Origin of the sequence: Xanthomonas hortorum (genome assembly GCF_011305375.1) — a bacterium.
GTDB lineage: Bacteria > Pseudomonadota > Gammaproteobacteria > Xanthomonadales > Xanthomonadaceae > Xanthomonas > Xanthomonas hortorum_E.
In genome coordinates this window covers 1-26,123 of the sequence record NZ_VCME01000029.1, presented here as the reverse complement: position 1 = coordinate 26,123, position 26,123 = coordinate 1, and the positions used below count along the sequence as shown (strand labels likewise).

The window sequence follows — 26,123 nt, the reverse complement described above, 5'->3', positions numbered from 1 at the left end:
GCCGCAAGTACGTCCGTGTAGGCTCTTACGCGGCATCCATGCCGCGTAAGGTCCCGCGACGGTGGGCGGGCAAGGACCAATCAAGATGGTCGGTGTGCATGTTTTCAAGCAACCAGCAAACTGTCTGGTGCGGTGCCCTCACCGATTGCGGGACCGTGTGGCGGCATGGATGCCGCCACCGAGCCTACATGGACGTACTTGCGGCGTGTCCCGCGAGCGGTGAGGGCATCGCGCCCTCGACCGACTCAGCGTTTGAGCTGGGCTTCTGACTGCATCCAACAAGAGAAAGCCAACAAAACCCATGCGCTCACCGCCAGGCGACCGCTCTTTGCGTTTTGTTGGCTGATCTGAAAGTGGTTTGCGCAAGCCCGCAGTCTATTGCCTACTCCGTGCCCAGGTACCTAGTGCAGCGGGTGCTTCTCGCATAGTTGGCGGTAGAGCTTTTCGAACAGACGCGTGGTCGATGCCGCGTCTTCGCGTACCGCTCGGCACTGCGCCGCCCAGGCCAGACGCAAGCGCAGTTCGTCGTCGGCCACCACTTGACGGACGGCTTCTGCCAGCCCGGCCCAATCGCCCGGCGGCACTGCCAGAGCGCAGACCGGTGCCCACTCGACCAGATGCCCGACGGCCGTCCCCACTGTGGGAACACCTGCCACCGCAGCTTCCAGCAGCACCAACGGCCCGGCCTCGTGCAAGGACGACAGCACCAGCAGATCGGCCGATTGCATGATCGGGCGCAACTCGCGCTGGGTCTTGAAACCCAAGAAACGCACCTGCTCGCTCAGGCCCAGCTGCTGCACCAGGCGATGCATGGCGCCGTCCAGGGTATCAACGCCGACCATGTCGAGGGTAAAGGCGACATCGGCGCGTTTTAGCGCCGCCATCGCCCGCAACAACGTGGTCTGGTCCTTGACCGGGTTGAGGCTGGCCACGTGCAGCAAACGTGCGATTGCGCCAGTGCGCGCGCGTGGTGCGGCCGCTGGCCAGGCACGCAGATCCACGCCCAAGGGCACCCGCTGCGCGCGGATGCCGAGTGCTTGCAGCGAATCGACGATGGGCGCGCTGGCGGCGGTGACGCAGTCGGCCAGGCGCAGGATCACCGCTTCGCGCAGACGCCCGCGCCACTTACGCCGGCCGCCGTAGCCGATGGCATGCAGTGCGACCAGCTCGCCACCGGCGATATGCACCATGCTTGGGCGACGCAGCAATTTTGCCGCCGCAACGGCGATCAAACTGCAGTAGCCGGAAAAGATCGCCTGGATGACATCGAACGGTGCGCGCCGATGTTCGTCACGAATAGCGGCGATCGCGCGTAGACGGGTACGCTGCGCGCCGATGTTGTGCACGGTGGCGCCGCGCAATGTCCAGGTGCCCGGCATCGGCTCCTGATGCAACACGAAGACATGTACCTGATGATGGCGCGCCAGCCATTCGATCAGGGTCAGGAACACGGGAATCACGCGGACTTCGCCGCTGCGGTCCACACCGCCCGGTACCACCAAGGCCAGTTTCATGCTGTGCATCCCGGTGCGGCGGCCAGTAATTGGGTGTAGGCGTTCGCCCAGCGCTGCCCCACGGCGGCGAAGGAGAGCCGTGCATCGAAATGCGCACGTATCTGTGTGCGCTTGGGTCGCTGCCTGGAGACACGCAATAGCAGTTCCGCCAAGGCCGAGGCATCGCCCACGGGATACAACTCGCCCACCGCACCGGCATCGCTGAGCGCGCGGAAAGCAGGGATATCGGTCAATAGCGGCAAGCTGCCGCAGGCATACGCTTCCACTGCGGCATAACCGCAACTTTCCGCATGGCTGGCCGAGACGAACAGATCGCAGGCGCGCAACAGGGTCTCCACGCGTGCATGCGGCACCTTGCCCAGTAGCTGCACACAGCGCGCCAGCTGCGGATCGTCGCGCAGGCGCTGCTGTATCTGCTCCATCAACGGCGCCTGGTCGAACACGCACCATAGCCGCAGCCCGGGCAAGACGCGCGCCGCCATGGCGATGGCATCGAGCACGCACAGCGGATCCTTGGCTGCGCTCAAATGGCCGACCCATAACACACACGGGTCGCCATGCAGACGCGTGTGCTCGCGTGCCTGCAAGCGATCGCCCGGCAAGAAGCGGCTGCTCGATTCGGGAATCTCGAATAGCTGCGTGCTGGATCGAAACAGGCGCGCACGCAGAAATGGTTGTGCCAGTTCCAGCGAGGTGAACGCAATCCCGGCAGCCGCCGCATAGCGCGCACGCCACACAAGCCGGCGCCACCAGCGTGGCGGGCGATTGGCATGGTCCTGCAACAGGATGGGACTCTGCGGCAGCAGGCGCCCAAGCCGCCGCGCATCGCCGGCGAATTCCAGCCCGTGCACGTGAATCACGTCTGCGTCGATCTGGCGCAGCATCGTGGCAAGAATGCGCGCACGCTGCTTGCTACCACGCGCGGCCAGCTCGACGAAGCGGTAGTCCACGCCCTGGCGTGTGAGTCGCGTGTTCAGTGCCGAGGCCTGGATCACCGTCACGCGCACCCCTGCGCTGGCCACCGCCTCGGCGATGTCGGCCAGCGATGGCCATTGCGCGAAGACCTGTTCGACGCTCAGGCCGTCGGGCGTTGGCAGCAGATTGAGTTGCGCCACATGCAGGGTCATGGCGCAGACATCGACTGGCATGCACGTTCTGCAACGCCAATGACGCGCGCTTGCGCGCAACGCAAGCGGCTCGGGTCGTAGCGCTTGCAAGCCGTGCATGCGCTGCCATCGGGAATCGCCATGAACACCACAGCACTCACGCGATGCGCCGCAGACGCATCACCAAGGCAACCGGCACCTGCAACGCCGCCTGGTCGAAACGTGCACCGGGTGGAATATCGGACGGGTCCAGCATCGGTTCGGCCACCGCTTCGATCGCCAGGCCCAGCGATGCGCATGCCGCATGCCAATGGCTGTAGAGATGTTGCGTATGCCGCACTGCGTACTGCCGGCCGTCGGCCTTGAAATCGCGTCGCCAGCCCAGCGCATGGCCGATCGGATGCACATCGCTGCACAGCACGATCCCGCCCACGCGGGTGACGCGATGCAGTTCTTCCAGCGCAGGCCACAGCTGCTGCAGATGCCCGACCACCAGACCGCAGACGCTGAGGTCGGCAATTGCGTCGGGCAAGGGCAATTTATCGAGACTGCCTTGTTGCAGACTCACGCGTGCCGCTGGCCAGTCGCGGGCGAGTTCGGCGCCGGCGCGTTGCAGCATCTGCGGCGACAGATCCACACCGGTGACATGCAGCGCGCCACGCTGTAATGCATGCAGCATGTAGCGACCACTGCCGCAGCCGGCATCCAGCACATGTTGGCCCTGCAGGGCGCCGGGCATCAGCGCGAGCATGGCGCGTTCTTCGGCCAGCATCACCGGGTTATGCGCGTGCGGCGGATACGCCTGCGCCCACAACGCATACGCCGCTGCCGGCTCAAGTGTCGGCACAGCACTCATGACACAGCACCATTTGCTGCCATCGCAACGGATGGCGCGTGCGCTGCGTGCGGCACGCACTCCAGGCCGGGTTCGAGTGCCAGCACTGCCGGGTCGGCCAGCCTTGCATCGAGCAGTTTGGGGCGACCGTCCAGCAACACCGGCACGGTCTGGATACCGGCCGCCTCGAACCAGTCGGCGAAATCCGGGTCGGCAATGCGCGGGGCGCCATCGCGTATCACTGCGCGCAGTTCACTGCGTTGGCAACCGATGACGCTGGTGGCAGGATCGCCACCGCGATCGCGCACGATCAGCAGATCTGCGGCTGCGCCTGGGGCGATGCACCCGCGCGTTTGCATGCGCAGGATGCGCGCAGATTGCTGGGTGACCATGCCGAGCAATAGATCCGGTGCGAGCCCGCTGTCGGCGGCGATGCGCAGTTCTTCCAGCAGATCGCGCGCACCGCTGATGCGCGAATCGTTGCCCAATGCGAGCCGCCCGGCCATGCACAAGCGCCACGGATCGAGCGTGCGGCCCAGCAGCGCAAGATTGCTCGAAGGACACCACACCACCGCCGCGCCGCGTGCGATCACCCGGTCGATATCGCATTCGCCCATGCCCACGCCGTGGATCAGCACGCTATTGGAGGCCAGACAGCCGAGCCGATCCAGCTCGTCGAGTTCGGCACCCGCCACTGCGTCGGTGCCTTCGGCCAGATGGATCATCCACGGATGTTCGGGCGAGGTCGCGGCAAAGCTGCCTTGCACCGGCGGTCCGTAGCCGGTCCAGCCCAGCGCGTAGCTCCAACCGAACTCGCGCAGCAGGCCGACCGGAAAGTTCGCCTCATCCAAGGTGGCGTGCCAAGGGTCGTGCTGCGCCACGCAGGTGACGCCGGCCAGCAGATTCTTCAAACCGCCGTGGCGCAAGCGCACCGCCTTGGGCACGCGCAACGCAGCCGCCACATCGGGATGCTGAAAATGCGCCTGAAACGCCTCGATCCATGCGTAGCTGTTGGCGAACGGTGCGCCTTGCGGCAGCGGCGGCACGCAGTTGACCTGCAGATGATCGTGCGCGTTGATCAAGCCCGGCGCCAGCACGTGGCCCTGCAAATCCAGACGCAGGCTGCCGGTGCCGAGCGTGCCGCCGAAGCGGCCCGCGCGCATCGTCACTGCGGCGCGCGAAGGACCGGCCAGGGTGATCGCGCGTGCGCCCTGCAGACAGACATCGGCCATGGACATCGGCATCTCCACTCAGCGCTTGCGCATCACGATCAGGAAGTGGTCGCCCATGTCGCGCAGCAGCGGCAGCCCGCCCAAGCGGTCGTCGCACCGGCCCAGGCGCTCAGACAGACGCGGATGCCGTTCGCAAAAATCCACCAGATACGGCGGCGGCAGGAACAGGCTCAAGGCGCGGTAGCTGTCGAGCACGAAGTGCTTGTTGAAGGCGCGGTAGAACTCGCGCGGCAGGTGGTACCAGGTCCAGATGGTGTGGCCGTTCATGCCCACCGCAGTGACCCCGCGCGCAGCCCGCACCGCTGCGCGCTTGAAGCGCCCGCGCAATGTGTAATGACCGATTTCCCACGGGCAGATGCGCCCGATCACCGAAAACACCAGGCAGCCATCGGCGCGCAGCAGACGTGCGCACTCGGCAGCCACTGCCGGCAGGTCGGGAGCGCAATTGAGCGGGCCGAAGTTGGAGTACATGCCATCGAAGCTGCCGTCCAGCTGATCGAGCTGCTGGATACCGACGTGGGCGGCGGTCAATCGTGCTTCAAGACCTTGGGTGACTGCGCGATGGCGGGTGCGTTCCACCATCGCCGGCGACCAGTCGGTGGCCAGCACGCTGTAACCGCGGCGTGCGAACTCGCCGGCATCCAGACCGGTGCCGCAGCCCAGATCCACCAGCCGCGACCCCACCGGCAACTCGGCCGCAACCGTGTCCCACAGCGTGGTGCGCATGCGCTGGATCAGCGCATTGTTGCCGCGCGGGCCATCGTAGTCGGGGGCCACGCTATCGAACGCACGTTGCGTCTCAAGCAAGCGCTCCGGGGCCACCGTGCCGCCACGCGCCGCATGCTCATTGACCACCGACATGCGCAGCCTCCCACACCAGACCAGTTGTTCTCACGACACTCTCCAGACGCGACACCGCCAACGCGGCATCGCTTGATTGACCCGTGAGTGCCACGCGCAGCGGCTTTGGTTGCAGCCTGATAAGCGATGTCCCACCAGCAACGCGTCGCCGTTTACATCAGGCGACGGAATGCCCGGCCGCAACCCTGCGACGCCGCCATGCGTTGCGTAACACCGCCGCCAGCACGCCCAAGCCGGCGCCAGCGAGCAACCCGGCAGCCCAGGCGGTGATCGCATTCGGAAACGCCTGGCGATCGGGCACATACAACGGCCACGCCAACGAGGTCTGATAGGTGTAGCGGGTGGTAAGGCGGGCGATGAGATCGTCACGCTCGGCTTTCAACGCGCGGATGGTGGTGTTGCTCTCGGTCAGCAATACACCGGCAACCACCTGCGCCGGCGTGGCCGCAGCACCGCCCTGCCCGGCCTGCACTTGCTGTTGCAGTTGCGCCCTGTTGATGAGCGCCGCGCGCAGGTCTTCATTCAACCCTTGCAGGCGCGTGCGTGCGAGCTCAAGCGCCACCGCATTGGTCTGGCCGTGCAGCGTCTGCAGCTCGGTCACGGTGGCCATCGCAAGGCGGCGGGCCTGCGCGGACGATTCGGCACGAATGGTCACGCCGATCAGATTCGCGTACGGGTCCGGATCGGGCTTGAGACTGCCGCGATACAACTGCGCAGCGCGGCTGTTGAGCGGCAGGCCAGCCTTGCGCAGCACCGCATCCTGAAACAGCCGCGTCTTCATGCGATCGATCACGCGCTGAAACGGCTCGACCTTGGGATCGCGCCCGGCCGGTGTGGGGCCGATTTCGCCGACCTGGATCCAGGCGGTGGCCTCCCACTGCGGTTTGGCCAGCTGGGTGAAGGCGAACGTCAGGCCAAGCACCACCACCAGCGCGGCCAGCGCCCAGCGCCATTCGCGGCGCAGGATGCGCCAGAGGTCGATCAGATAGATATCGTCGTGTTGATTCATGGTGCACCGGCTCTGGAACGTGGTGAAAAAACGAAGTTGCCGCGCACTACGCAGCAGCGCTAGGTGCCGCATTGCGGCTGGGCAGCAACACGGTGCAGGCATGCAACACCAGGCACAGCGCGATGAAGCCGAAGTTGGTCCAGGTGAATGCCTGCGGCGCGAACGGCGACATCAGGCAGGCATAGGCGAGGCGCAGGAAGATCAGCACATGGAAGATCGACAGCGAGACGTTGAGCAAGCGCACGCTCCACACCAGGCCCGCATATAACGCCAGCAGCGCAATCAACGCGCCCGGCGCGCCCCAGGCCATCAGGAACGGGAAGAATTCCGTGCCCACATTGATATTGGGCGCATCCAGCGGAATGCTGGTGCCGGCGGTGGCAATCGACCCACTGAACGGCACCAGTTGATTGACCAGAAAACTGGCGTTGACGTAGCCCTTGGCCAGGATCGCGCCGAAGTTGTACGGCCCGGCGCTGATGTACAGCAGCAGCCACTGCACGCCCTGCGGCATGGCGCGATACAACGCACTGAACGGCAAGGCGACCGTGGCCAACGAACCGGAACGCAGTGCGCCCAGGATCGAAAACACCCCGCCCCCAGCCAGCACGAGCAGGCCAATGGTCTTCCACGGCAGGCGGCGCGCAGGGTCGCGGCGCAACAGCATCACCAGCACGAACGAAAACAGCCCGGCAAAGATGCGGTTGCGGTCGATCACCACGATCGGAAACACAAACCCCAGCGTCACCATCGCCGCACGCAGCCCGCGGTGGCGCACGCACAGCAGCGCGATCGGCGGCAGGATCCAGCACATGTTGGAGATGTGCCGCACATGCGAGCGCAATGGGCTCAAGGTGGCGTACGAGGACGGATCGCTGAACAACGGAGTCGGAAACAGCGCCACATCCACGATGCAGAACACCGTCACCACCGCCGCCAGTGTCATCACCACAAATGCATCGCGGGTGCCGGCGTAGCGATAGTTGCGGAAGCGCTCCACGGCAGGCAGCTGCGTGCGTAGCACCGCATCCAGTACAAATGTCGCAGCGGCCGCCGCGGCCAGCAGCGCGATGCCATCAAGATAATCGGCAGGCAGCGTGTAGGTCAGCAACGTCAGCGCGCAGCTGAGCAGCATCGGCAGTGCCAGATACGTCGCAGGCCGGCGCAACAACGTGTTCATGCCGGCTCCACCGCGCTACGCGCATGCCTGGGCCGCCACCTGGCCGGCAACGACAGCCAGGCATAGGCGAGCAGATGCCCGATCACCCTGTGCGGCCGGCGCTGCAGAAATGCCACTTTGGCCGCGATGTAACGCGATTGCGCCCGCAGCAAGCTGCGCTCGGGCTCATCGAACAACTCCGCACACCGCAACGCCACCTGACGCGACTCGCTCAAGTTGGCAATCCGCGCACGTACGTTCGCGGTCTTGCTGAGGTTGTTGCCATGCAAACGGTACGCACAGACCGGCACGTCGACGAAACCAAGCGCGTTGCGCGCAGCAAGACGCAGGAAAAAATCCCAGTCCTCGATCCGCAGCGATTCGTCCCAGCCGGTGCGCGCATCGAAGGCACTACGGCGCAGCAACGCCACCGCGCCACTGACCGCCCACTGCTGGATCACCGCGCGGCGGATGCCCGGCTCGGAGCGGTACAGATCGGTATCCACCCGATGCAGGTCGCGCATGGCGCTGCCGTGCAGCAACTGCCCATGCTGATCGACCACGCAGGCGTCGCCGATCACCGCCAGTTTTTGCGGATGCGCGCGCAAGTAACGCACCTGCGCATCCAACCCGCCGGCCAACAGATAATCATCGCTCGCGCCAAGCCGCAGATAATCGCCACGCGCCCGCAAGGCCAGCTCGTTGAGGGTTGCCGCCACACCGCGATTGTCGCGTTGCACGAACTGCACCGGCAGCCGATGGCCATGGGTGGCAATCCACTGCGCGATCTTTTCGCCCGTGGCGTCGCTGGAGCCATCGTCGATGATGACGATCTCCTTGCACGGGTACGGGTCGTCCAACACGCTATCCAGACACCGCTGCACGAAACGCGCGTGGTTATAGGCCGGAATCAGCACCGACACCAGCGGCCAGCTCGCGCGCCCGCTCGGTTGGGTTTGATCGCTCATGCGGCCTGCACCAGATAGCGACGCACCACCACGATATTGAACAGCAGATACACCACGTAGTTGGCGACAAAGGCATACATCGCCCCGATCAGCCCGAACTGCGCAGTGAACAGATACACCAGCGCCAGATAGCTGGCGGCGAACACGCATTCGGAAATCACGAACAGCCGCGTCATCGCCTTGGCCAGCATCACGTACGACAGCACGAACGCGGCGATCTTGATCACATCGCCCAGCAACTGCGGACCATAAAGCGGTGCTGCTGCAGCGAATCGCGCATCGAACAACAGCCAGGTGACCCAATCGCGGAGCATGTACACACCTAGCGCCATCGCGATCACCGCCGGCATCACATAACGATACGCGGCCCGCAGCTCGCGCCCGAGCGCCGCACGATCGTGCAGGGAGGCCAGCTTGGGCAGGTAATACACGTTGATGGCGGTGGTGAAGAACAGCAGATATGCATCCGACACCCGGCTGACGGCCTGCCAATAACCCACCTGCTGCCATCCGAACTGCAACGCCAGATGATCGCGCACCAGAATGGCCACCAACTGCGGCACCAGCGTGGCGGTCAGCGTCATCGCCGAGAACGCGGCCAGCTTGCGCGTCATCGGCGCATCGAAACGCAGGCGCAACATCTCGCGTTGGAAATACGGGCTGCGTCGCAATGCCGGCACGCCGGCCAACAACCACAGCACCTGGCCCATCACCAGTGCCAGCAATGCGCCCTGCAGCTGCGCCAGGCTGGACAGCCACGCCACCAGCGCAACACTCGACACCGCACCGCTCACCTGCACAAATGCCAGACGACGAACATCCATGAAACCGTTGATCACCGCCAGGATGTAATTGACCAAGGCAATGCCCAGCTGCGCGATCGCCAGCACGCAGATCAGCGGCCGATACGCTGCATCGCCCAACAGGCGCTCGGCGATCACGCCACTGAACAGCACCGCCAACACCGCCATGACGCAAGCCGCGCAGAAGGCGTACCAGAGCGCCGCGCTGAGCAAGCGTGCCAGTGCCGGTGCGTCGTTGCGATACTCGGCCACGTACTTGACGATGCCGGCGCTGATACCGCCGCCCGCCAACACCGCCAGCACCGACATCAGATTGAGAAATTGGCCCAAGCGGCCGACACCCTGCGGGCCGGCGTACACCGCCACCAACTTCACCACCACCAGCGCAGCCAGCAGCTTGGCCAGCGTCGCAACGCCGGTGTACGCGCTGCTGCGCACGAGATTCATGCAGGGCTGCCGAACGATTGGCATGCGGCAATCACACGTTCCACCGACGCCTCATCCAGTGCCGGGCCCATCGGCAGACTCAGCACTTCACGGTGCAGGCCCTCGCTCACCGGCAGGCAGGCATCGCCCAGCGTGGTGTAGGCAGGCTGCCGATGCGGCGGCACCGGGTAATGGATCTGGGTGTGGATGCCCAGGCGCAGCAAATGCGCCTGCAAGGCATCGCGCTGCGGACTGCGCACCACGAACAGATGCCAGACATGCTGTTCCTCGGCGACCACCGTAGGCAGCGTGATCAGCGGATGCTCGATGCCTTGCAGATAGCGCTGCGCCACCGCGCGCCGACGCGCGATCTCATCCTCCAGATACGCCAGTTTGACCCGCAAGAACGCCGCCTGCATTTCATCCAGCCGCGAATTCACGCCCTGGCAGGTGTGGTGATATTTCACTTCAGAGCCGTAATTGCGCAGCGCGCGAATGCGCTCGGCCAGGCGCGGATCCGAGGTCACCACCGCACCACCATCGCCGAGTGCGCCCAGGTTCTTGGTGGGAAAAAAACTGAACGCCGCCGCATCGCCGAAGGCACCGGCACGCCGCCCGCCCGCGCGCGCGCCATGCGCTTGCGCGGCATCTTCGATCAGCAGCAGCCCGTAGCGATGGGCAAGCGTTTGCAATGCGGCCATGTCGGCCAGCTGCCCATACAGATGCACCGCCATGATGGCGCGCGTGCGTGGCCCGATCGCCTTCTCCACACCGGCCGGGTCCATGTTGAAAGTCAGCGGATCCGGCTCCACAGGCACCAGCACCAACTGGTTCTGGCTGATCGCCAGAAAGCTCGCGATGAAGGTGTTGGCCGGCACGATGATCTCGTCGCCCTCGCGCAACACCCCCAGCTCGCGATAGCCACGTAGGATCAGCGACAACGCATCCAGTCCGTTGCCCACGCCCACCGCATGTGCGGCGCCGCAGTAGCTGGCGAATTCTTCTTCGAACGCGGCCAGCTCCTGGCCGAGCACATACCAGCCGGCGTCGATCACGCGCGCGGCAGCCACTTTCAATTCATCCGCGTAGCGCGCATTGACTGCACGCAAATCCAGAAACGGCACATCCATTACAACGTCCACCGATAGAAATCCTGCACCACGGCACGCGCGCCGAAGCGTTCCTTTTGTTCGACCAAGCCATCGTTGAGCACCTGCCCGCCCTGTTCGGTGGAGATACCGAAGCTGAAGTAATGGCGCTGCGCATACACCTCAGTGATCAGCTCGGCCAGCAGCAGGCTCAGCGCATCCAGCTGGCGACCGCATTCGGACACCGCCAGATACTGGGTGTGTACGCTGCGGCCGAAATCCAACACCAGTGCGGCGGCCACCAGCTGCCCCTCAGCGCGCGCTTCATGCAGCACGATCTGCTGCGGAAACCGGCTGTGCAGCAGCTGCAATTCGTCCAGCCGATGGGTCGGCGCCACACCGTGCCGTTGCAACACCTGGGTCAGCAAGGCATGAAACGCCTCCAGCTGCGTGCCGGTCTGGATCTGCACACCGGCCTTGCGCGCCTTGACCAGCGAACGCCGACGCTCGGCACTGAACGCGAACGGCTCGCGCAGCGCGATCACCGACGACAGGTCGCGCCGGAACAGCTGCGCGCCCAACCGATGCAAGGCATACAGATCTTCCTCGGCCGGATACGCATGAAACACATGCGGCACCGGCTTGTACACGATCTGGCGCACGGCGCGCGCGCGATAGTGCGCGGCAATCTGTTCGAATACCTGCAATGTAGCGCCCGCACGCAACGCCATCGACGACAACAAGCCCGCATAGGTCAACCCGGCGTGGCTGCTGACGCAATCGCCGTGCACGCTTGCCGGAAACACCGCCACCACCTCGCCGCCACGTTCGACCAGCAACGAGGCATCTACGAAGCGGTCGGCGTGATAGTCCATGTAGCCACGCCGATGCAACAGGTTGCCGTTGCGCGAGGACGCCACCAACGCGTCCCACGCAGGCGCATCGCTGGCGGCATATGGCCTAACCGAAAACATGGCGCCCCTGCAGGTCCGAGGGCAGCGCGGCCTCGGCCAGACCGAAGCCGGCCTGCCCCATCGCGTTGCCGTTGTAGAACATCAACACGCGATCGTGCTGCTGGATCAATGCCGGGTAGCACAAGGTCTGCGCATCCCAACCGTGCTCGGAGAGCTGCAGCCCCAGTTGACTGTCGTCGCGCTCCCAGTGCACGCCATCGCCGCTGAAGGCGATGCCCGGGAAGTAACCACCGCGTGTGTCGCCGCGGGTGAAATACATCAGATAGCGATCGCCCAGGCGATACACGCGCGGGCGGCCGATGCGGTATTCGTCGTCGCGCGGACGCAGGCACACCACGTCGTCGCTGGGGATGTGGCGCAGATCGTCGGTCTCTGCGTAACGGATGTGATAACGCGGATACGGCTGGCCGCCGATGGTTTCCCAATCGTCGCCCACCGCATACCACAGCCGCCAACGACCATCTTCGTAGCGGGCCGAATGCACCGCGGCAATGGTGCTGCGCCCGGGGGCGCGATCCAGCAGTGGCGTGTCCTGGCGGCGCTGAAAACTTTCGCCACCATCGCTGGATACCGCAAGCCCGGTGAAGGCCAGGAACTTGGCCTTGGCCACACGCTGAAAACCGACATAGAACATGTACAGACCATCCGGCCCCGCCACGACATCGCCCAGAATCATGCCGTTATCGTCGAAGCAACCATCGTGGCCGATCTCCAGCACCGGTTGCTTGCTGACGCCGACGATCTGGGTCGGCGCATCGGCGCGCACGTCCACATAGCCGATCCGGCTCACACCCTGCGCATCGCGAAAACCCGCATACACGCGCAGCACCTGCGCAGATAACCGATACGGTGTCGGCGTCAGCGCGGCATGCTGCATCCAGCCGCCCACGCCATCGCGCGCGACATCGAACACCAGGCCCCGCTTGGTCCAGGCGAACATGGGTCAGAGCTCCACGTCGAAGCTGGACCTGCCGGCCACCGCACGCGCCGGCGAACCCACATACACGCGCTCGACCTCGGTATGCCGGGTGACCAGCGCGCCGGCACCGATGATGTTGTCTGAAGCAATCCGCACTTTGTCGCTGAGCGTGGCATTGACGCCGATGAAGCTGCCGCGCCCGATCTCGCAATAGCCGGAAATCACCGCATGCGAGGCGATGAACACGTTGTCCTGCACCACTGTGCGATGACCGATATGATTGCCGCTCCACAGGATGCAGTTGTCGCCGATGCGGGTGAACGGCTGGATGACGTTGCCTTCGAAGATGAAACAGTTCGCACCGATCTGCGCATTGCGCCAGACGAACGCGCGCGAGCTGACATAGCTGGCGCAGCGATAGCCGCGGCGCACCATGTCTTCGAAAAAGCGTGTGCGCAGGCGGTTGAGCTGCGTGGCCGGAATCGCCACGAAGACCTCGTACTGCTCGGGTGGATAGCGCTGTTCGAGCTCTTCGAACGCCACCACCGGAAGCTCGGCCAGCGTGGGACGCAGCAGGAAGTCGCGCTCCACGCTGAAGGCGACCACGCTGTAATCGCTGTCGTGCTGGAAATACTCGCAGGCGATCTGCGCAAACTCGCCGTCGCCGATGATCACCAATGGCTTATGCATGCTCATGCTTCCAGCCTGCGTGCGTCCAGGCGATGTTCACCGCGCACTTCGCTCACGAATTCGTCGTAATCCAGAATGTAATCGGCCGGGTCGTAGAACTGGTCGGCCAGTACCATCAACACGCAGTCGGGGCTGAAGCGATACAGATCGCGCCACACCATGCGCCCGAGCAGCAGGCCTTGCGAGGGGTCGTCCAGCACCACTTCTTCCTGGCCGTTGCCATCCCCCCTGTCCAGCAGAATCGTCACCGAGCCATGCAAGGCGACGGCGAGTTGATTGAGCTGGCGGTGCGCATGCTGGCCGCGGTGTACGCCGTCGCGAGTGCCGAACAGGTAATACACGCGACGTATCTCGAACGGGACGTTGCGCTGCTGCTCCAACGAGATGAGCAGACCGCGATCGTCACCGTGGGTGTGCAACTGGATGCGTTCGATGGCCATGATTCGGGGGCGTAACCGCTGACTGCACGTAGTGCGACATGCCTGAGTGCACCGGGATGCGCGAAAGGTTGCACCACGTCACGGCACTGCGAATCCATGTGCGCGCAAGCGCAGTTGCAGGCGCAGCAGACGTGGATATGCACTGATTGCAGCGCAATGCCCACAGGGCAATGCAACCTTTTACCGGCGTCGCCGCACATATCGGTGCACGTTCACCTGGCCGCAGATCGGCCGGCGTGGGGAGCCAGGCCTGGCAGCGCACGACGCACTGCCGGAACCAACGACCAGCACCGGAGCACACCGACCAAATGCGTTCATCCCCCCAGGCGTCCGACATGGCCGCCACCGACAGCGCCCCTGCGCTGCCGCTACCGGAACAGGCGCCCTCCACGGCGCACGTCATTCCACTCCCCAAATCGATGCGCGTACTGCACTGGCTGACGGTGCTGTGCCTGGCCATGGCCGCCACACTGATTTTGCTGCGCGCCGAACTGGAAGGACGCGCATTGCGTCAATGGCTGATGGAAGGCCATCGCCACTTCGGTTTGATGGTGCTCTTTCTCTTCGTCCTGCGCGTGGGCTTGCGCATCCGCCTGCGCAAGCTGCCGCCCGGCCCGCCGTCGCCGCTGCTGATGCGGCTGGCTGCAGGCGCCACCCATTTCGCGCTGTACGGCCTGATGGTCGCATTGCCGCTGATCGGCTGGTCGTTGAGCAACGCCTACGCCAAACCGGTCTACCTGTTCGGATTGACGCTGCCGAATCTGGTCGCGCCGGACGAAGATCTGGCCGACACCCTGAGCACCTGGCACTTGAATGCCGCCTGGGTCTTGCTGGCCCTGGTGATCCTGCATATCGGCGCCGCGCTCTGGCATCACCTGGTGCTGCGCGATGGCGTGCTGCATCGCGTGTTGCCCAAAAAAACCCGATGAATTCCCCCGAGTTGCCAGCCCTCCCCCGCTCCCGCAGCGCCGAACCCCGCACCGTCGAACAAGGACTTTCCATGCCTACTCCCCAGCCCGCCCCGCGTCGCGTTGCCGCCACGCGTACTGCCTCCCTGACGTCCTTGTTGTGCGTGTCCGGCCCGTTGTTGCTGTTGGCCAGCACGCAGGCGCAGGCGATCCCCTCGTTCGCACGCCAGACCGGCTCTTCGTGCGCGGATTGCCATATCGGCTCCTATGGCCCCTCGCTCACGCCGTACGGCATGCGCTTCAAACTCGGCGGTTTCACCGACACCGATGGCAACGGCACCAAGATTCCGGTCTCCGGCCAGGTCACCTGGACGCGGAGCAATCCCGCCCGCGGCGACAGCAGCGCACGCATCAACCAAGCCGATCTGTATCTGGCCGGCCGGGTCAACGACCACATCGGCGGTTACTCCAAGATCCGCTCCAACAATGGTGGCAACGACACCTTCAACACCCAGTTGGACGATGTGGATCTGCGCTTTGTCAGCAAGCCGTTCCAGCTTGCCGGCAAGGACGCCATGGTCGGCGTCAGCGTCAACAACAACCCCGGCGTGTCCGATCCGATCCAGGTGCTGCCGAATGCATCGACCCTGAGCCCGGTCTCCAATGCCGGTTCGGCCAGCATGTTGAGTTCGTCGGCGCTCTCCAACCGCGTGATCGGCGCCAGCGTGTACGGCTTGTTCGACCGCAATTGGTACGGCGAAGTCGGCAGCTACAGCGCACTGTCCGCCGATGCGCAGGACCACCTGGGCTGGAACCCCAACAACGACCCGGGCAAGCTCAGCGACACCGGCTATGCGCGCTTTGCCTATATGAAGGACATGAAGCGGCAGTTCTTCTCGGCCGGCCTCACCGCGATGACCACCCGTCGCCAACGCCTGCGCACCGGCGGTCCCACCGATGACTTCACCGACCTGGGTTACGACCTGACCTATCAGTTCCTCGGCACCCGCGAGCACGTGCTGTCGCTGGCCTACGTCAACATCTACGAGCGCCGCAAATACGGCAGCCCGCTGCAGCCGACCGACCCGAGCATGTCGCCGCGCGACCGCGGCAGCGTGCGCGACCAGAACATCAGCATGAACTACGCGTTCAAGCAGACCTACGGCGTGCTGGCAGCGCATCTGATCAACAGCGGCTCGTTCGATGTGGCGCGTTATCAGCCTTACGGCATCCCCGACACCACCGCCAATCTGATCCTGCTGTACTGGACCCCGTTCGGTAAGGAAGGCACCTACACCACCAACGCCAACGTGCGTTTTGCGGCCACCTGGTTCCGCTTCGACAAGTTCAACGGCAGCACCACCAACGTGTTCGGTGGCGGCAATCCGATCACCAACCCGCGCGATCTCGACACCTTCTCGTTGTCGGTCAATGTCTCGTTCTGATTCCCCCGCACACGTAAGGACCCCCATGAAGTCACTCCACAAAACCTTGTTGTGCGCCCCGCTGGCCGGTCTGTTGTTGGCCGGCGCACTGCTTGCCCCGCCCGCGCGCGCGGCCGATGGCAAAGGCGTGTTCATGACCGAATGCGCCGAGTGCCACAGCGCGGCCCAGGGCAAGAACAAGAAAGGCCCGTCCATGTTCGGCGTGGCCGGACGCCCGGCCGCCAGCCTGGCCGACTACAGCAATTACTCCGATGCACTCAAGGGCAGCAAGTGGCAGTGGACGCCCGCCCAGCTCAAGACCTATCTGTCGCAATCCTCGTCCAAGGCCCTGCCGGGGACCAAGATGAAGTACGAAGGCCTGGAGGATCAGAAAGAGCTAGACGCGCTGATCGCCTACCTCAACACCCTGCACTGACCGTTGTCTGGCCGGCGGGCAGTGACCCTGCCCGCCGGTAGCCGGGGCGCACTGCGCTTCGGGCGTCGCGCTGGCCGCGTTGCCGGCCGCGATTCCTTCGCGTATATGAACGGAACCGTCCTGCTCGCGGCGGTCTGCCCGACGCGATCAGGCACTATTGCGCCCCGCTCACCGTAGACGCTCATCCGTTGCCCCCTGTCTCGCCTGCCAGGTCGTCTCCCTTCCGAACGCGACGCCGTTGCGCCTGCGGCGGGCAGCCGTGGGACAGGCCACGCCTAAAAATGCGGCGGCAGTGCACAACGGCCAGCGCCAACCCGCGTTGCCTGTGCCTGCACATGCGCCGGCACAACTCCACGCTGCGCCACTGCCTGCTGCTGGCCCTGGTCATCAGCCCCGGCGCCATGGCCGCCAATGTCGGCGGCGCGGTGGCGCTGACCTCGCAGCTGATCGACCGGGGCATCTCGATCGCGCCCAACAAGGCCACGCTGCAGGCGGCCGGTTATTGGCTGCCCTCGCCCGGCTGGTCGGTCTCCACCTCGGTCGCGCTGCAATCGCCCTCGCTGAGCAAGCCGGTGGCAGTCACCGCCCAGGCCGCACGCGCCTGGATGCTGGACGACCGCTGGCAGATGCAGGCAAGCCTGCTGTATTACGGCTACCCGACCAATCAGGCCACGCGCACCTTCGACCGCCAGGAAGCCAGCCTGGCCTGGTCCTACCGCGACGTGCTGACCTTTTCGGTGTCGGTGTTCAACTTCCCCCGCGCCGACCAGTCGCCGTGGAATGTGGCCATCGACGTCACCGCCAATGTCCCGCTGCAAAACGACTTCAGCCTGTTGGTCGGCGCCGGTTCTTCGCGCTTTCCGGCGATGGCCTACGGCGCTGCCGAATCCGGCCGCTATCAGTACGGGCAATTGGGCCTGAAGTGGAGCCGGGCACGATGGACGCTGAAACTGGAACGCATCGTCACCAGCAGCAATACCCCGCGCCTGCAGGGCGGCCCGGGCGAAACACCCTGGCTGGGCACGATCTCCACCACGTTCTGATCCAGCTGCAACCTTTTGCCCCCGTGCGGGCACTGACCTACGTCTTCTGCCGTGCCTGCCTCGATGAATGATTCCGACACCCTGGGTGATGCCACCGACCGCATGCTGCTGCGGCGCATGGCTGCGGGCGATCGTGCCGCCCTGGCGACCATGTACACCAGCTACCACGGCCGGCTGTGCCGGTTCCTGTCGCGGCTGACCCGCCGCCCGGACATCATCGAGGAAGCCATCAACGACTGCTTCTGGATCGCCTGGCAGAAAGCCGGCGACTTCCGCGGCGATTCGCAGGTGTCGACCTGGATCATGGGCATCGCCTATCGCTGCGGGCTCAAATGCCTGCGCCAGCATGACGGCGAGGCCATCGACGACACCGCCGTGGTGGAAGATCACGCCCCCAGCGCCGACGACAACGACGACCGCGAGCTGCGCGACTGGCTCGACAAGGGCATGCAACGGCTCTCGCCGGACCAGCGCATGGTGATCGAACTGGTCTATGGCGTTGGCCACAAGCTTGAAGAAGTCGCCGAAATCATGCAGTGCCCGGTCGGCACCATCAAAGCCCGGCTGTTCCATGCGCGGGTCAAATTACGCAATGTGCTGCCCGGCCTGGCCGGCGGCGCCCCTTACACGGAGACCATGCAATGAAGACGTTTTTCATCGCGCCTGGCAAGGAATGCTCGCACGCCTGGGAACTGATGCCCGCAGTATTGCTGGACAGTGCCACCGAGGAAGAGAACACCTGGCTGATCGCGCACGTAGCCAAATGCGCCTCGTGCAGCGCCGAATTCGCCCAGCAAAATCGCCTGCGGCAAGCGCTTGCACTGCCGTCGGCGGTCAAGCTGGACGCCAACGCCGGCCTGCTGCGCCTGCTCGGCCGCCTGGATGCGCCGGAACAGCACACCGCACCTACTGCACCGGTGCCGGCAGCACGCCGCTCCGGCAACTGGACGGTGCGCGCCCTGGCCGCCGCCGCCCTGGTGCAGGCCATTGGTCTTGGCGTCATGGGCGTCAAGCTGGCCGCGCCCGCGCCCTCGCACGACTACCGCACGCTTAGCAGCGCCACCGCCTTGCCGGTCCCGCAAGGTGCCATCCGCGTGGTGCCCGACGCCAGGATGACCGTGGCCGACTGGGACAGCCTGCTGCATGCGCAGCAGTTGCAGGTGGTTGGCGGCCCCAATGAAATGGGCGCCTACACCGTGGTGCCTGTCGCACCGCAGCCGCCGGCCCAGCCGCAGCACACCGTGCAGCAGCTGCGTGCGAACCCGCGTATCCGCCTGGCCGAGATCGTGTCGGCACCATGAACCGCTTCTACGTCATCGGCTTGATCGCCGGCTTCATCGGCCTGGGCAGCTGCACCTGCGTGCATGCCCAGGACACGCCCCAGCATGCTGCGCAAGCTGTCGGCACCAGCACCGCGCCGGCGCAGGCCGATGCGCATACGCCCGATAGCAGCCGCGACATCCTGCTGGCGGTGGCCAACCCGCTCACCGCACCACCCGCACGCGCCGGCTCCAGCCTGATCGGCTACGCCTCCAGCTATTACGGCGCCGGCCAGAAGGCCGCCGTGCGCATGGAAGCCATCAAGCAGCGCTACAAGCTGCGCGAAGTCTCCGGCTGGCCGATCACCTCGCTGGGCTTGTATTGCGCCGTGCTGCAGCCGCCGGCTGGCGTATCGCGCGACGCGCTGGTCAGCGCGCTGGCCGACGACGAAGGCGTGGAGCTGGTGCAGCCGGTGCAGGATTTCTCGGTGTTCTCCGCCGATGCATCGGAAAAGACCACGGCGCTGTCCGGCTATAACGACCCGTACGTGGACATGCAACGCGGCTTCATCGCCACCGATGCGGCCAGCGCGCAGACCGTCACCCAGGGTCGCGGCGTGGTGGTGGCAGTTGTCGACACCGGTGTGGACACCACTCACCCCGATCTGAAGTCGCGCATCCGCGACGTGCACGATCTGGTCGACGACACCGCGCTCGCTACCAGCAGCGATTCGCACGGCACCGAAGTGGCCGGCATCATTGCTGCCGGCAGCAACAACCATCAAGGCATTGTCGGCATGGCGCCCAAGGCCATGCTGAGCATCTACAAGGCGTGCTGGTATGCACCGACCGTCGGTGCCACCGCCCGCTGCAACACCTTCACCCTGGCCAAGGCGCTGGCGGCGATCAACAACAGCTCCGCGCGCGTGATCAATCTGAGCCTGGGCGGCCCGGCCGACCCGCTGCTGAGCAAGATGCTGCTGCATCTGGTGCAACAGGGCCGCATCGTGGTGGCCGCAATGCCGCCGAACGGGCGCATGGATGGCTTTCCCAACGATGTGCCCGGCGTGCTGGTGGTGCGCAGCAGTAGCGCCACCGCCGCGATGCCCGGTGTGCTGAGCGCGCCCGGCAAGGACATCCTCACCACCCAGCCGAATGGCCGCTACGACTTCACCTCCGGCTCGTCGATGGCCACCGCGCATGTCAGCGGCATGGCCGCATTGCTGTTGTCGATGTCGCCATCGATGGACGCGACCGCCTTGCGCGACCTGTTGCAACGCACCAGCAAGATGTCCGACGGCCAGCTACAGGTCAATGCCGGCGCTGCGGTCGACGCGCTGGCTTCGCACGCCAAACATTCCAACTGACGACACCGGCATGGCCAAGTGGATTCCCTTGTGGCTGCATAAACTCAGCTCGCCGCCCACGTTTTACCGCGTCGCCGGCATCGTGCGCCCGTGGGCGCTGGCGCTGGCGCTGCTGCTCGGCGCGGTGGCCGCTTACGGCGGGCTGGTATTGGCGCCACCGGATTACCAGCAGCACGACGCCTACCGCATCATCTTCATCCACGTGCCCAGCGCCTGGATGAGTCTTTTCATCTACGCGGCAATGGGCGTGTCCGCGTTCATTGCGCTGGTGTGGCGGATCAAGCTGGCCGAAGTGGTGACCATGGCCTCGGCGCCGATCGGCGCGGCCTTCACCTTCATCACCTTGTGCACCGGCTCGCTCTGGGGCAAGCCGATGTGGGGCACCTGGTGGACCTGGGACGCGCGGCTCACCTCGGAGTTATTGCTGCTGTTTTTGTATCTGGGCGTGCTGGGCCTGTATCACGCGGTGGAAGATCGCCGCCAGGCGATGCGTGCGGCCGGCTTGCTCGCGCTGGTGGGCCTGGTGAATCTGCCAATCGTGCATTACTCGGTGGTGTGGTGGAACACACTGCATCAAGGCTCCACCGTGCGCCTGCTCGGCCCCTCCAAGATGGGCGCCGACATGCTGTGGCCGCTGCTGACGATGATGCTGGCGACCAAGTGTTATTACCTTGCCAGCCTGCTCGGCCGCGTGCGCGTGGACCTGCTCGCACTGGAAAGCGGCAAGGACTGGGCACGCCGCATCGTGTTGACGGAGCGCACCGCATGAACACCTTTCTGGCGATGGGCGGTTACGGCCACTACGTGTGGACCGCATACGCGTTGTTCGTGCTGGTGTTGCTGGCCGATCTGGCATCGCCGTGGCTGCGTCGACGCCGCCTGCCGCGCGAATTGCGCGGCCAGCTGCAACGACAAACACCGCGACGTGCACGCGATCAGCCAGTTCCCACGCTGGAGCGGGACGCGCCATGAATGCAACACGCAAGCAACGCCTTTGGCTGGTGATCGGCGTCATCGCCGCTGCCGCACTGGCGGTGACGCTGATCGTGCTCGCGCTGCAGCGGAACATGAGCTATCTGTTCACGCCCAGCCAGGTGCACGCGGGCGAAGCGGCCAGTTATCAGCAATTTCGCCTCGGCGGCATGGTCAAGGCCGGCTCGATCCAGCGCGCAACCGATAGCTTGAAAGTCAACTTCACCGTGATCGACAAGCACGCTGCAACGCAGGTCGAATACACCGGCATTCTTCCGGATCTGTTTCGCGACAACCAATCGGTGATCGCCAATGGACGCATGCAGGGCGGGCGCTTTGTCGCCAACGAAGTGCTGGCCAAGCACGACGAAACCTATATGCCCAAAGAACTCAAAGACGCGATGGCCGAAGGCCATGTCGGCAAGCCGATTCCTGCCGCCGCCGTGCCGCTGTCTGCGCCGCGTTGATGCTGCGCGCACTGCTTTCAACTACTTCCATGATCTTCCTTCGTTGCACGATGCGATTCGCCCATGACGCCTGAACTCGGCCAGATCGCACTGATCCTGGCGCTGCTGTTGTCGCTTGCCCAGGGCATCTTGCCGCTGATCGGCGCCTGGCGCGGCAACGCCACCCTGATGGCGGTCGCGCGGCCTGCGGCGGTCGGTCAAGCGGTGTTCGTGTGGATGGCGTTCGGCCTGCTCGCCTGGTCGCTGCTGTCGCTGGATTTTTCGGTGGCCTATGTCGCTGCCAACGCCAATATCGCCCTGCCCTGGTACTACCGCTTTGCCGCGGTGTGGGGCGCACACGAAGGCTCGTTGCTGCTGTGGATCGCCATCCTTGCGACATGGACGGTGTTGCTGGCCGCCTTCAGCCGGCACCTGCCGCAGCATTTCGCCGCGCGCGTGCTCGCAGTGCTGGGGCTGGTGTCGGTGGGTTTTCTCGCCTTCATCCTGCTGACCTCCAATCCGTTCGGGCGGCTGTCGCCGATTCCGCTGGATGGCAACGAGCTCAATCCGGTGCTGCAGGACCCGGGCATGACCTTCCACCCGCCGGTGCTGTACACCGGCTATGTCGGCTTCTCGGTGGCGTTCGCGTTTGCGGTGGCGGCCTTGCTGGGCGGCGAGCTGGAACAGGCCTGGGTGCGCTGGGCGCGGCCGTGGACTAACGTGGCCTGGGCCTGCCTCACCGCCGGCATCGTTGCCGGCAGCTGGTGGGCGTACGCGGAACTGGGCTGGGGCGGCTGGTGGTTCTGGGACCCGGTGGAAAACGCCAGTTTCATGCCGTGGCTGGTCGGCACCGCCTTGATCCACACCCAGGCGGTGACCGAAAAACGCGGCAGCCTGCGTGCCTGGACGATTTTGCTGTCGATCCTGGCGTTCTCGCTGTCGTTGCTGGGCACGTTTCTGGTGCGCTCGGGCGTGCTCACCTCGGTGCATGCCTTCGCCGCCGACCCGCGCCGCGGCCTGTACATCCTCATTTTCCTGGTGGCCGTGGTGGGCGGCTCGTTGCTGCTGTACGCCTTGCGCGCACCCAAGATCGCCAGCGGCAAACCGTTCGCCGCCGCCTCGCGCGAGACGGCCATTTTGATCGGCAATCTGCTGCTCACCGTGGCCGCCGCGATGGTGTTGCTGGGCACCTTGTTCCCGCTGATCGCCGACGCGTTCGGACTGGGCAAGGTGTCGGTCGGCCCGCCCTACTTCGGCTTGCTGTTTCCGTTGCTGATGCTGCCGGTGGTGCTGTTGCTGCCGTTCGGCCCGTACCTGCGTTGGGGCAAGGCCGAGGCCGCACCGTTGAAGGCACTCGGCACGCGCGCCGGCATCGCAGCGATTGCGTGTGCGTTGGTCGGCAGCCTCTTCGCTGATGGCCAGATCAAGGCGATTGCAGGGATCGGCGTCGCTGCGTGGGTGGCCGCCGGCACCGCGCTGTACATGCACAAGCGTTGGCGCGAAATGCCGCGCGGCCGGCGGTTTCCGGCCGAAATGGCCGGCATGTTGCTCGCGCATGCGGGCGTGGCGGTGTTCGTTGCCGGCGTGCTGGTGTCCGAAAGCCTGTCGGTCGAACGCGATGTGCGCCTGGCACCGGGGCAGAGCGCGGAGATCGCCGGCTACGCATTCCGGTTCGACGGCGTGCAACTGATCGATGGGCCGAACTGGAAGGCCGAACAAGGCAGCGTGCAGGTCAGTCGCGACGGCAAGGTGATCGCGCTGCTGCATCCGCAAAAACGCCTGTACAGCAGCGAGCGCATTCAAACCGAATCGGCGATCGACCCCGGCATCACCCGCGATCTGTACGTCGCACTCGGCGAGCCGCTGGACGATCAACACATCGAGTACGACTGGACGCTGCGGCTGTACTACAAACCCTTCATCCGCTGGATCTGGGCCGGCGGCCTGCTGATGATGCTGGGCGGCTTCGTCAGCGCCTGCGCGCGCCGTTTCCGTGCGCCTGCCGTCGCTGGCAAGGCCACCACATCGCCGGCAGACGATGCCATCGTCACTGCGCAGGAATCGCCCGCATGAACCGTCTGCTGCCCTTGCTGGGTTTCCTGTTGCTGGCGGCGCTGTTCGGCTTCGGCATCTACTGGACGATGCAGCACAACCCGCGCGATGTGCCCTCGCCGTTGATCGGCAAACAAGCGCCAGCGTTCTCGCTGCCAAGGCTGGATCAACCCGAACAACACCTCAGCCGCGACCAGCTGCTGGGCAAGCCGTATGTGCTCAACGTGTTCGGCAGCTGGTGCGCCGAATGCGTGCACGAACATCCGGTCTTGATGGCGCAGGCCAACCGGCTCGGCGTGCCGCTGATCGGCTACAACTATAAAGATGCGCCCGCCGATGCCACCGCGTGGCTCGCGCAATACGGCAACCCGTATGCCGTGGTGATCGCAGACGAAGCCGGCCAGACCGCGATCGATTTCGGCGTCTACGGTGCGCCGGAAACGTTTCTGATCGATGCGCAAGGCATGATCCGCTACAAGCACATCGGCGTGCTCACACCCGAGGTCATCAACGACACACTGCTGCCGGCCATCGCCGCGCTGCCCAAGGGCGCGCAGTGATGCCGGCTCGCTCCTGGTGGCGCTGGCACTGGCGTCTGCAAGGCCGGCAACTGCGCTTGCTGCTGGTGTTGCTGCTCGGCGTGCTGCTTGCACCGCCGCTGGCGGCGCAGGCAGTGGACCCGCTGCCGTTCAAGAACCGCAGCGAGGAAGCGCGTTACCAGCGTCTGACCGCACAACTGCGCTGCCTTGTGTGCCAGAACGAAAACCTTGCCGACTCCAACGCCGCGCTCGCACGCGATCTGCGCCATCAGGTGTTTGCGCAGATCCAGGCCGGCCACAGCGATGCGCAGATCAAGCAGTACATGGTCGAGCGCTATTCGGATTTCGTGCTGTACGACCCGCCGGTCAAACGCGGCACCTGGCTGCTGTGGTTCGGCCCGTTGTTGATGCTGGGTGCTGGTGCAGGCGTGGTGATCCACACGGTGCGCAAACGTGCGCGTGCCGGCACACCGGTTGCGCCGCAAGCTGAGGAAGAGTGGTGATGACCGGTTTCTATTTCATAAGCGCGGCGTTGGTGGTGATCGCGCTGCTGTTGTTGCTGTTGCCACTGCTGCGCCGGCCAACGCGCCATCGCAGCACAGGCTATGCATTGCCGATTGTGCTGGTGCTCGGCTTGCCGATCGCCACCGCCGGTCTGTATCGCCTGGTCGGCGCGCCCGACGCCATCGCAACGCGCGTGTACGCTACGCCAGCGCAGCAGACAGTGCAGGCGACGCCTGAGGCGACTGCTGCCGGCAGCACGCAAGCACAAACACCAGCCATCAGTCCGGCTGAAGAAGCACAACTGCAGGCGCTGGATGCCTGGATGCAGCAGGCCAAGGCGCACGAGCAGGAAAACCGTTCGGCCGACGCGCGCGATGCCTATGCGCAAGCACTCAAGCTTGCCCCTGACAACAGCGCCGCCATCGTCGGCTGGATCGCGGCAGACATGGGTACGCGCAGCGACTTCGCCATCGACGCCGCATCGCGCACGCGCCTGCAACAGGTCATCGCACGCGAGCCGGATCATCAACGCGCCCTGTGGCTGCTCGGCATCAGCGACTTCCAGCAGCAGGACTACAGCGCCGCCACCGAACACTGGCGCCATTTGCATGACTTGCTGGACAACGGCTCGGCGATGCAGAAAGCGGTCGCGGAAAAAATCGCCGTGGCTGAATCGTTGGCGAGTGCGCGGCAGGCCAAACGCGCTACTCGCTAGTAACGGCTGACAAAACCCACTTCGCGGCCATCAGCGGGTGCCGCTGTACTCAGTGCGCACATACCACGCGTAGATACCGCTATTGAGTGCGCCATCCACATCCATCTGCCCATTGCTCGTGCCGTTCTTCAGCCATTTCGAGATCGTGAGATCTTGGTTGTCTTGAAAGATTGGACGCGATGAGTGCGTAGATTGCAGAGCGGATGATCTGTGGCTTGGCTGCAGGGCCCTTGCCCGCCCACCATCGCGTGACACGCCGCAAGTACGTCCCTGTAGGCTCTTACGCGGCATCCATGCCGCGTAAGGTCCCGCGACGGTGGGCGGGCAAGGACCAGTCGAGATGGTTGGTGTGCACGGTTGCAAGCCATGCATGACGTTCTTCTAATTGGCTAGCGATCTTCTCCTTCTGCAGCAGCCAGCCCGAAGCGGCCGCT

At 65.0% G+C, this 26,123-nt stretch carries 28 protein-coding genes; 14 read left to right on the top strand and 14 right to left on the bottom strand.

Features of this window, described 5'->3' with window-relative positions; genetic code table 11:
• Positions 1-401: 401 nt before the first annotated feature.
• The 14 genes from FFY45_RS20950 to FFY45_RS20885 all read right to left on the bottom strand — a co-directional run bounded on the left by FFY45_RS20950 (position 402) and on the right by FFY45_RS20885 (position 14,024).
• The gene (locus tag FFY45_RS20950) at positions 402-1,514 is read right to left on the bottom strand and encodes a glycosyltransferase family 4 protein (RefSeq protein WP_176341898.1); all 1,113 of its coding nucleotides are present in this window, start codon (positions 1,512-1,514) and stop codon (positions 402-404) included.
• Complete coding sequence (locus tag FFY45_RS20945; RefSeq protein WP_176341900.1) at positions 1,511-2,641, bottom strand: glycosyltransferase family 4 protein; 1,131 nt, start codon at positions 2,639-2,641, stop codon at positions 1,511-1,513. The genes FFY45_RS20950 and FFY45_RS20945 overlap by 4 nt, the downstream gene beginning before the upstream one ends.
• Before the next feature lie 136 nt (positions 2,642-2,777).
• Positions 2,778-3,476, bottom strand: coding sequence for a class I SAM-dependent methyltransferase (locus FFY45_RS20940; RefSeq protein ID WP_176341897.1), 699 nt, complete (start codon positions 3,474-3,476; stop codon positions 2,778-2,780).
• Positions 3,473-4,693: an amidohydrolase family protein gene (locus FFY45_RS20935; protein WP_176341896.1), complete on the bottom strand. Its 1,221-nt coding sequence runs from the start codon at positions 4,691-4,693 to the stop codon at positions 3,473-3,475. Before FFY45_RS20935 ends, FFY45_RS20940 begins: the two co-directional genes overlap by 4 nt.
• A gap of 12 nt (positions 4,694-4,705) precedes the next feature.
• On the bottom strand, positions 4,706-5,548 hold the full coding sequence (locus tag FFY45_RS20930) for a class I SAM-dependent methyltransferase (protein WP_176341895.1): 843 nt from the start codon (positions 5,546-5,548) through the stop codon (positions 4,706-4,708).
• A 157-nt stretch (positions 5,549-5,705) separates the two neighbouring features.
• On the bottom strand, positions 5,706-6,557 hold the full coding sequence (locus FFY45_RS20925) for a Wzz/FepE/Etk N-terminal domain-containing protein (protein ID WP_176341894.1): 852 nt from the start codon (positions 6,555-6,557) through the stop codon (positions 5,706-5,708).
• A 46-nt stretch (positions 6,558-6,603) separates the two neighbouring features.
• The gene (locus tag FFY45_RS20920) at positions 6,604-7,737 is read right to left on the bottom strand and encodes a hypothetical protein (RefSeq protein ID WP_176341893.1); all 1,134 of its coding nucleotides are present in this window, start codon (positions 7,735-7,737) and stop codon (positions 6,604-6,606) included.
• Positions 7,734-8,684: a glycosyltransferase gene (locus FFY45_RS20915; protein ID WP_176341892.1), complete on the bottom strand. Its 951-nt coding sequence runs from the start codon at positions 8,682-8,684 to the stop codon at positions 7,734-7,736. The genes FFY45_RS20920 and FFY45_RS20915 overlap by 4 nt, the downstream gene beginning before the upstream one ends.
• Entirely contained in the window at positions 8,681-9,934 is a 1,254-nt protein-coding gene (locus FFY45_RS20910) for an O-antigen translocase (protein WP_176341891.1), read from the bottom strand. The genes FFY45_RS20915 and FFY45_RS20910 overlap by 4 nt, the downstream gene beginning before the upstream one ends.
• Complete coding sequence (locus FFY45_RS20905; RefSeq protein ID WP_176341899.1) at positions 9,931-11,043, bottom strand: DegT/DnrJ/EryC1/StrS family aminotransferase; 1,113 nt, start codon at positions 11,041-11,043, stop codon at positions 9,931-9,933. Before FFY45_RS20905 ends, FFY45_RS20910 begins: the two co-directional genes overlap by 4 nt.
• Entirely contained in the window at positions 11,043-11,975 is a 933-nt protein-coding gene (locus FFY45_RS20900; protein ID WP_168957892.1) for a GNAT family N-acetyltransferase, read from the bottom strand. The genes FFY45_RS20905 and FFY45_RS20900 overlap by 1 nt, the downstream gene beginning before the upstream one ends.
• On the bottom strand, positions 11,962-12,915 hold the full coding sequence (locus tag FFY45_RS20895; protein WP_176341890.1) for a glycoside hydrolase family protein: 954 nt from the start codon (positions 12,913-12,915) through the stop codon (positions 11,962-11,964). The genes FFY45_RS20900 and FFY45_RS20895 overlap by 14 nt, the downstream gene beginning before the upstream one ends.
• 3 nt (positions 12,916-12,918) lie before the next feature.
• Positions 12,919-13,590: an acetyltransferase gene (locus FFY45_RS20890; RefSeq protein ID WP_176341889.1), complete on the bottom strand. Its 672-nt coding sequence runs from the start codon at positions 13,588-13,590 to the stop codon at positions 12,919-12,921.
• The gene (locus tag FFY45_RS20885) at positions 13,587-14,024 is read right to left on the bottom strand and encodes a sugar 3,4-ketoisomerase (RefSeq protein WP_168957895.1); all 438 of its coding nucleotides are present in this window, start codon (positions 14,022-14,024) and stop codon (positions 13,587-13,589) included. Before FFY45_RS20885 ends, FFY45_RS20890 begins: the two co-directional genes overlap by 4 nt.
• Before the next feature lie 308 nt (positions 14,025-14,332).
• On the opposite strand from FFY45_RS20885, the gene FFY45_RS20880 reads away from it, so the two are divergent.
• From FFY45_RS20880 to FFY45_RS20815, 14 genes are all read left to right on the top strand, one after another.
• Complete coding sequence (locus FFY45_RS20880) at positions 14,333-14,953, top strand: cytochrome b (RefSeq protein ID WP_176341888.1); 621 nt, start codon at positions 14,333-14,335, stop codon at positions 14,951-14,953.
• 71 nt (positions 14,954-15,024) lie between these two features.
• Positions 15,025-16,377: a cytochrome C gene (locus FFY45_RS20875; RefSeq protein WP_176341887.1), complete on the top strand. Its 1,353-nt coding sequence runs from the start codon at positions 15,025-15,027 to the stop codon at positions 16,375-16,377.
• Positions 16,378-16,402: 25 nt separating this feature from the next.
• On the top strand, positions 16,403-16,792 hold the full coding sequence (locus FFY45_RS20870) for a c-type cytochrome (RefSeq protein ID WP_023903703.1): 390 nt from the start codon (positions 16,403-16,405) through the stop codon (positions 16,790-16,792).
• Between the two features lie 335 nt (positions 16,793-17,127).
• Positions 17,128-17,835, top strand: a complete 708-nt coding sequence (locus tag FFY45_RS20865) for a TorF family putative porin (protein ID WP_176341886.1) — start codon at positions 17,128-17,130, stop codon at positions 17,833-17,835.
• Positions 17,836-17,898: 63 nt separating this feature from the next.
• Positions 17,899-18,480 carry a sigma-70 family RNA polymerase sigma factor gene (locus tag FFY45_RS20860; RefSeq protein WP_006452988.1) on the top strand — a complete coding sequence of 194 codons (582 nt, stop codon included), beginning with the start codon at positions 17,899-17,901 and terminating at the stop codon, positions 18,478-18,480.
• Positions 18,477-19,136 (top strand): zf-HC2 domain-containing protein, encoded by a 660-nt coding sequence (locus tag FFY45_RS20855; protein WP_176341885.1) that lies wholly within the window; start codon positions 18,477-18,479, stop codon positions 19,134-19,136. Before FFY45_RS20860 ends, FFY45_RS20855 begins: the two co-directional genes overlap by 4 nt.
• The gene (locus FFY45_RS20850; RefSeq protein ID WP_176341884.1) at positions 19,133-20,461 is read left to right on the top strand and encodes a S8 family serine peptidase; all 1,329 of its coding nucleotides are present in this window, start codon (positions 19,133-19,135) and stop codon (positions 20,459-20,461) included. Before FFY45_RS20855 ends, FFY45_RS20850 begins: the two co-directional genes overlap by 4 nt.
• Before the next feature lie 10 nt (positions 20,462-20,471).
• Positions 20,472-21,230, top strand: coding sequence for a heme ABC transporter permease CcmC (ccmC, locus tag FFY45_RS20845; protein WP_176341883.1), 759 nt, complete (start codon positions 20,472-20,474; stop codon positions 21,228-21,230).
• Positions 21,227-21,433 (top strand): heme exporter protein CcmD, encoded by a 207-nt coding sequence (ccmD, locus tag FFY45_RS20840; protein ID WP_023903698.1) that lies wholly within the window; start codon positions 21,227-21,229, stop codon positions 21,431-21,433. The genes ccmC and ccmD overlap by 4 nt, the downstream gene beginning before the upstream one ends.
• Positions 21,430-21,900: a cytochrome c maturation protein CcmE gene (ccmE, locus tag FFY45_RS20835; protein ID WP_095574646.1), complete on the top strand. Its 471-nt coding sequence runs from the start codon at positions 21,430-21,432 to the stop codon at positions 21,898-21,900. The genes ccmD and ccmE overlap by 4 nt, the downstream gene beginning before the upstream one ends.
• A gap of 63 nt (positions 21,901-21,963) precedes the next feature.
• A complete protein-coding gene (locus FFY45_RS20830) occupies positions 21,964-23,952 on the top strand; it encodes a heme lyase CcmF/NrfE family subunit (RefSeq protein ID WP_176341882.1) in 1,989 nt (662 codons plus the stop codon).
• Positions 23,949-24,491 (top strand): DsbE family thiol:disulfide interchange protein, encoded by a 543-nt coding sequence (locus FFY45_RS20825; RefSeq protein ID WP_176341881.1) that lies wholly within the window; start codon positions 23,949-23,951, stop codon positions 24,489-24,491. Before FFY45_RS20830 ends, FFY45_RS20825 begins: the two co-directional genes overlap by 4 nt.
• A complete protein-coding gene (locus FFY45_RS20820; RefSeq protein ID WP_176341880.1) occupies positions 24,491-24,973 on the top strand; it encodes a cytochrome c-type biogenesis protein in 483 nt (160 codons plus the stop codon). The genes FFY45_RS20825 and FFY45_RS20820 overlap by 1 nt, the downstream gene beginning before the upstream one ends.
• Complete coding sequence (locus FFY45_RS20815; RefSeq protein ID WP_217902693.1) at positions 24,973-25,689, top strand: tetratricopeptide repeat protein; 717 nt, start codon at positions 24,973-24,975, stop codon at positions 25,687-25,689. Before FFY45_RS20820 ends, FFY45_RS20815 begins: the two co-directional genes overlap by 1 nt.
• The last annotated feature ends 434 nt before the right edge of the window (positions 25,690-26,123 follow it).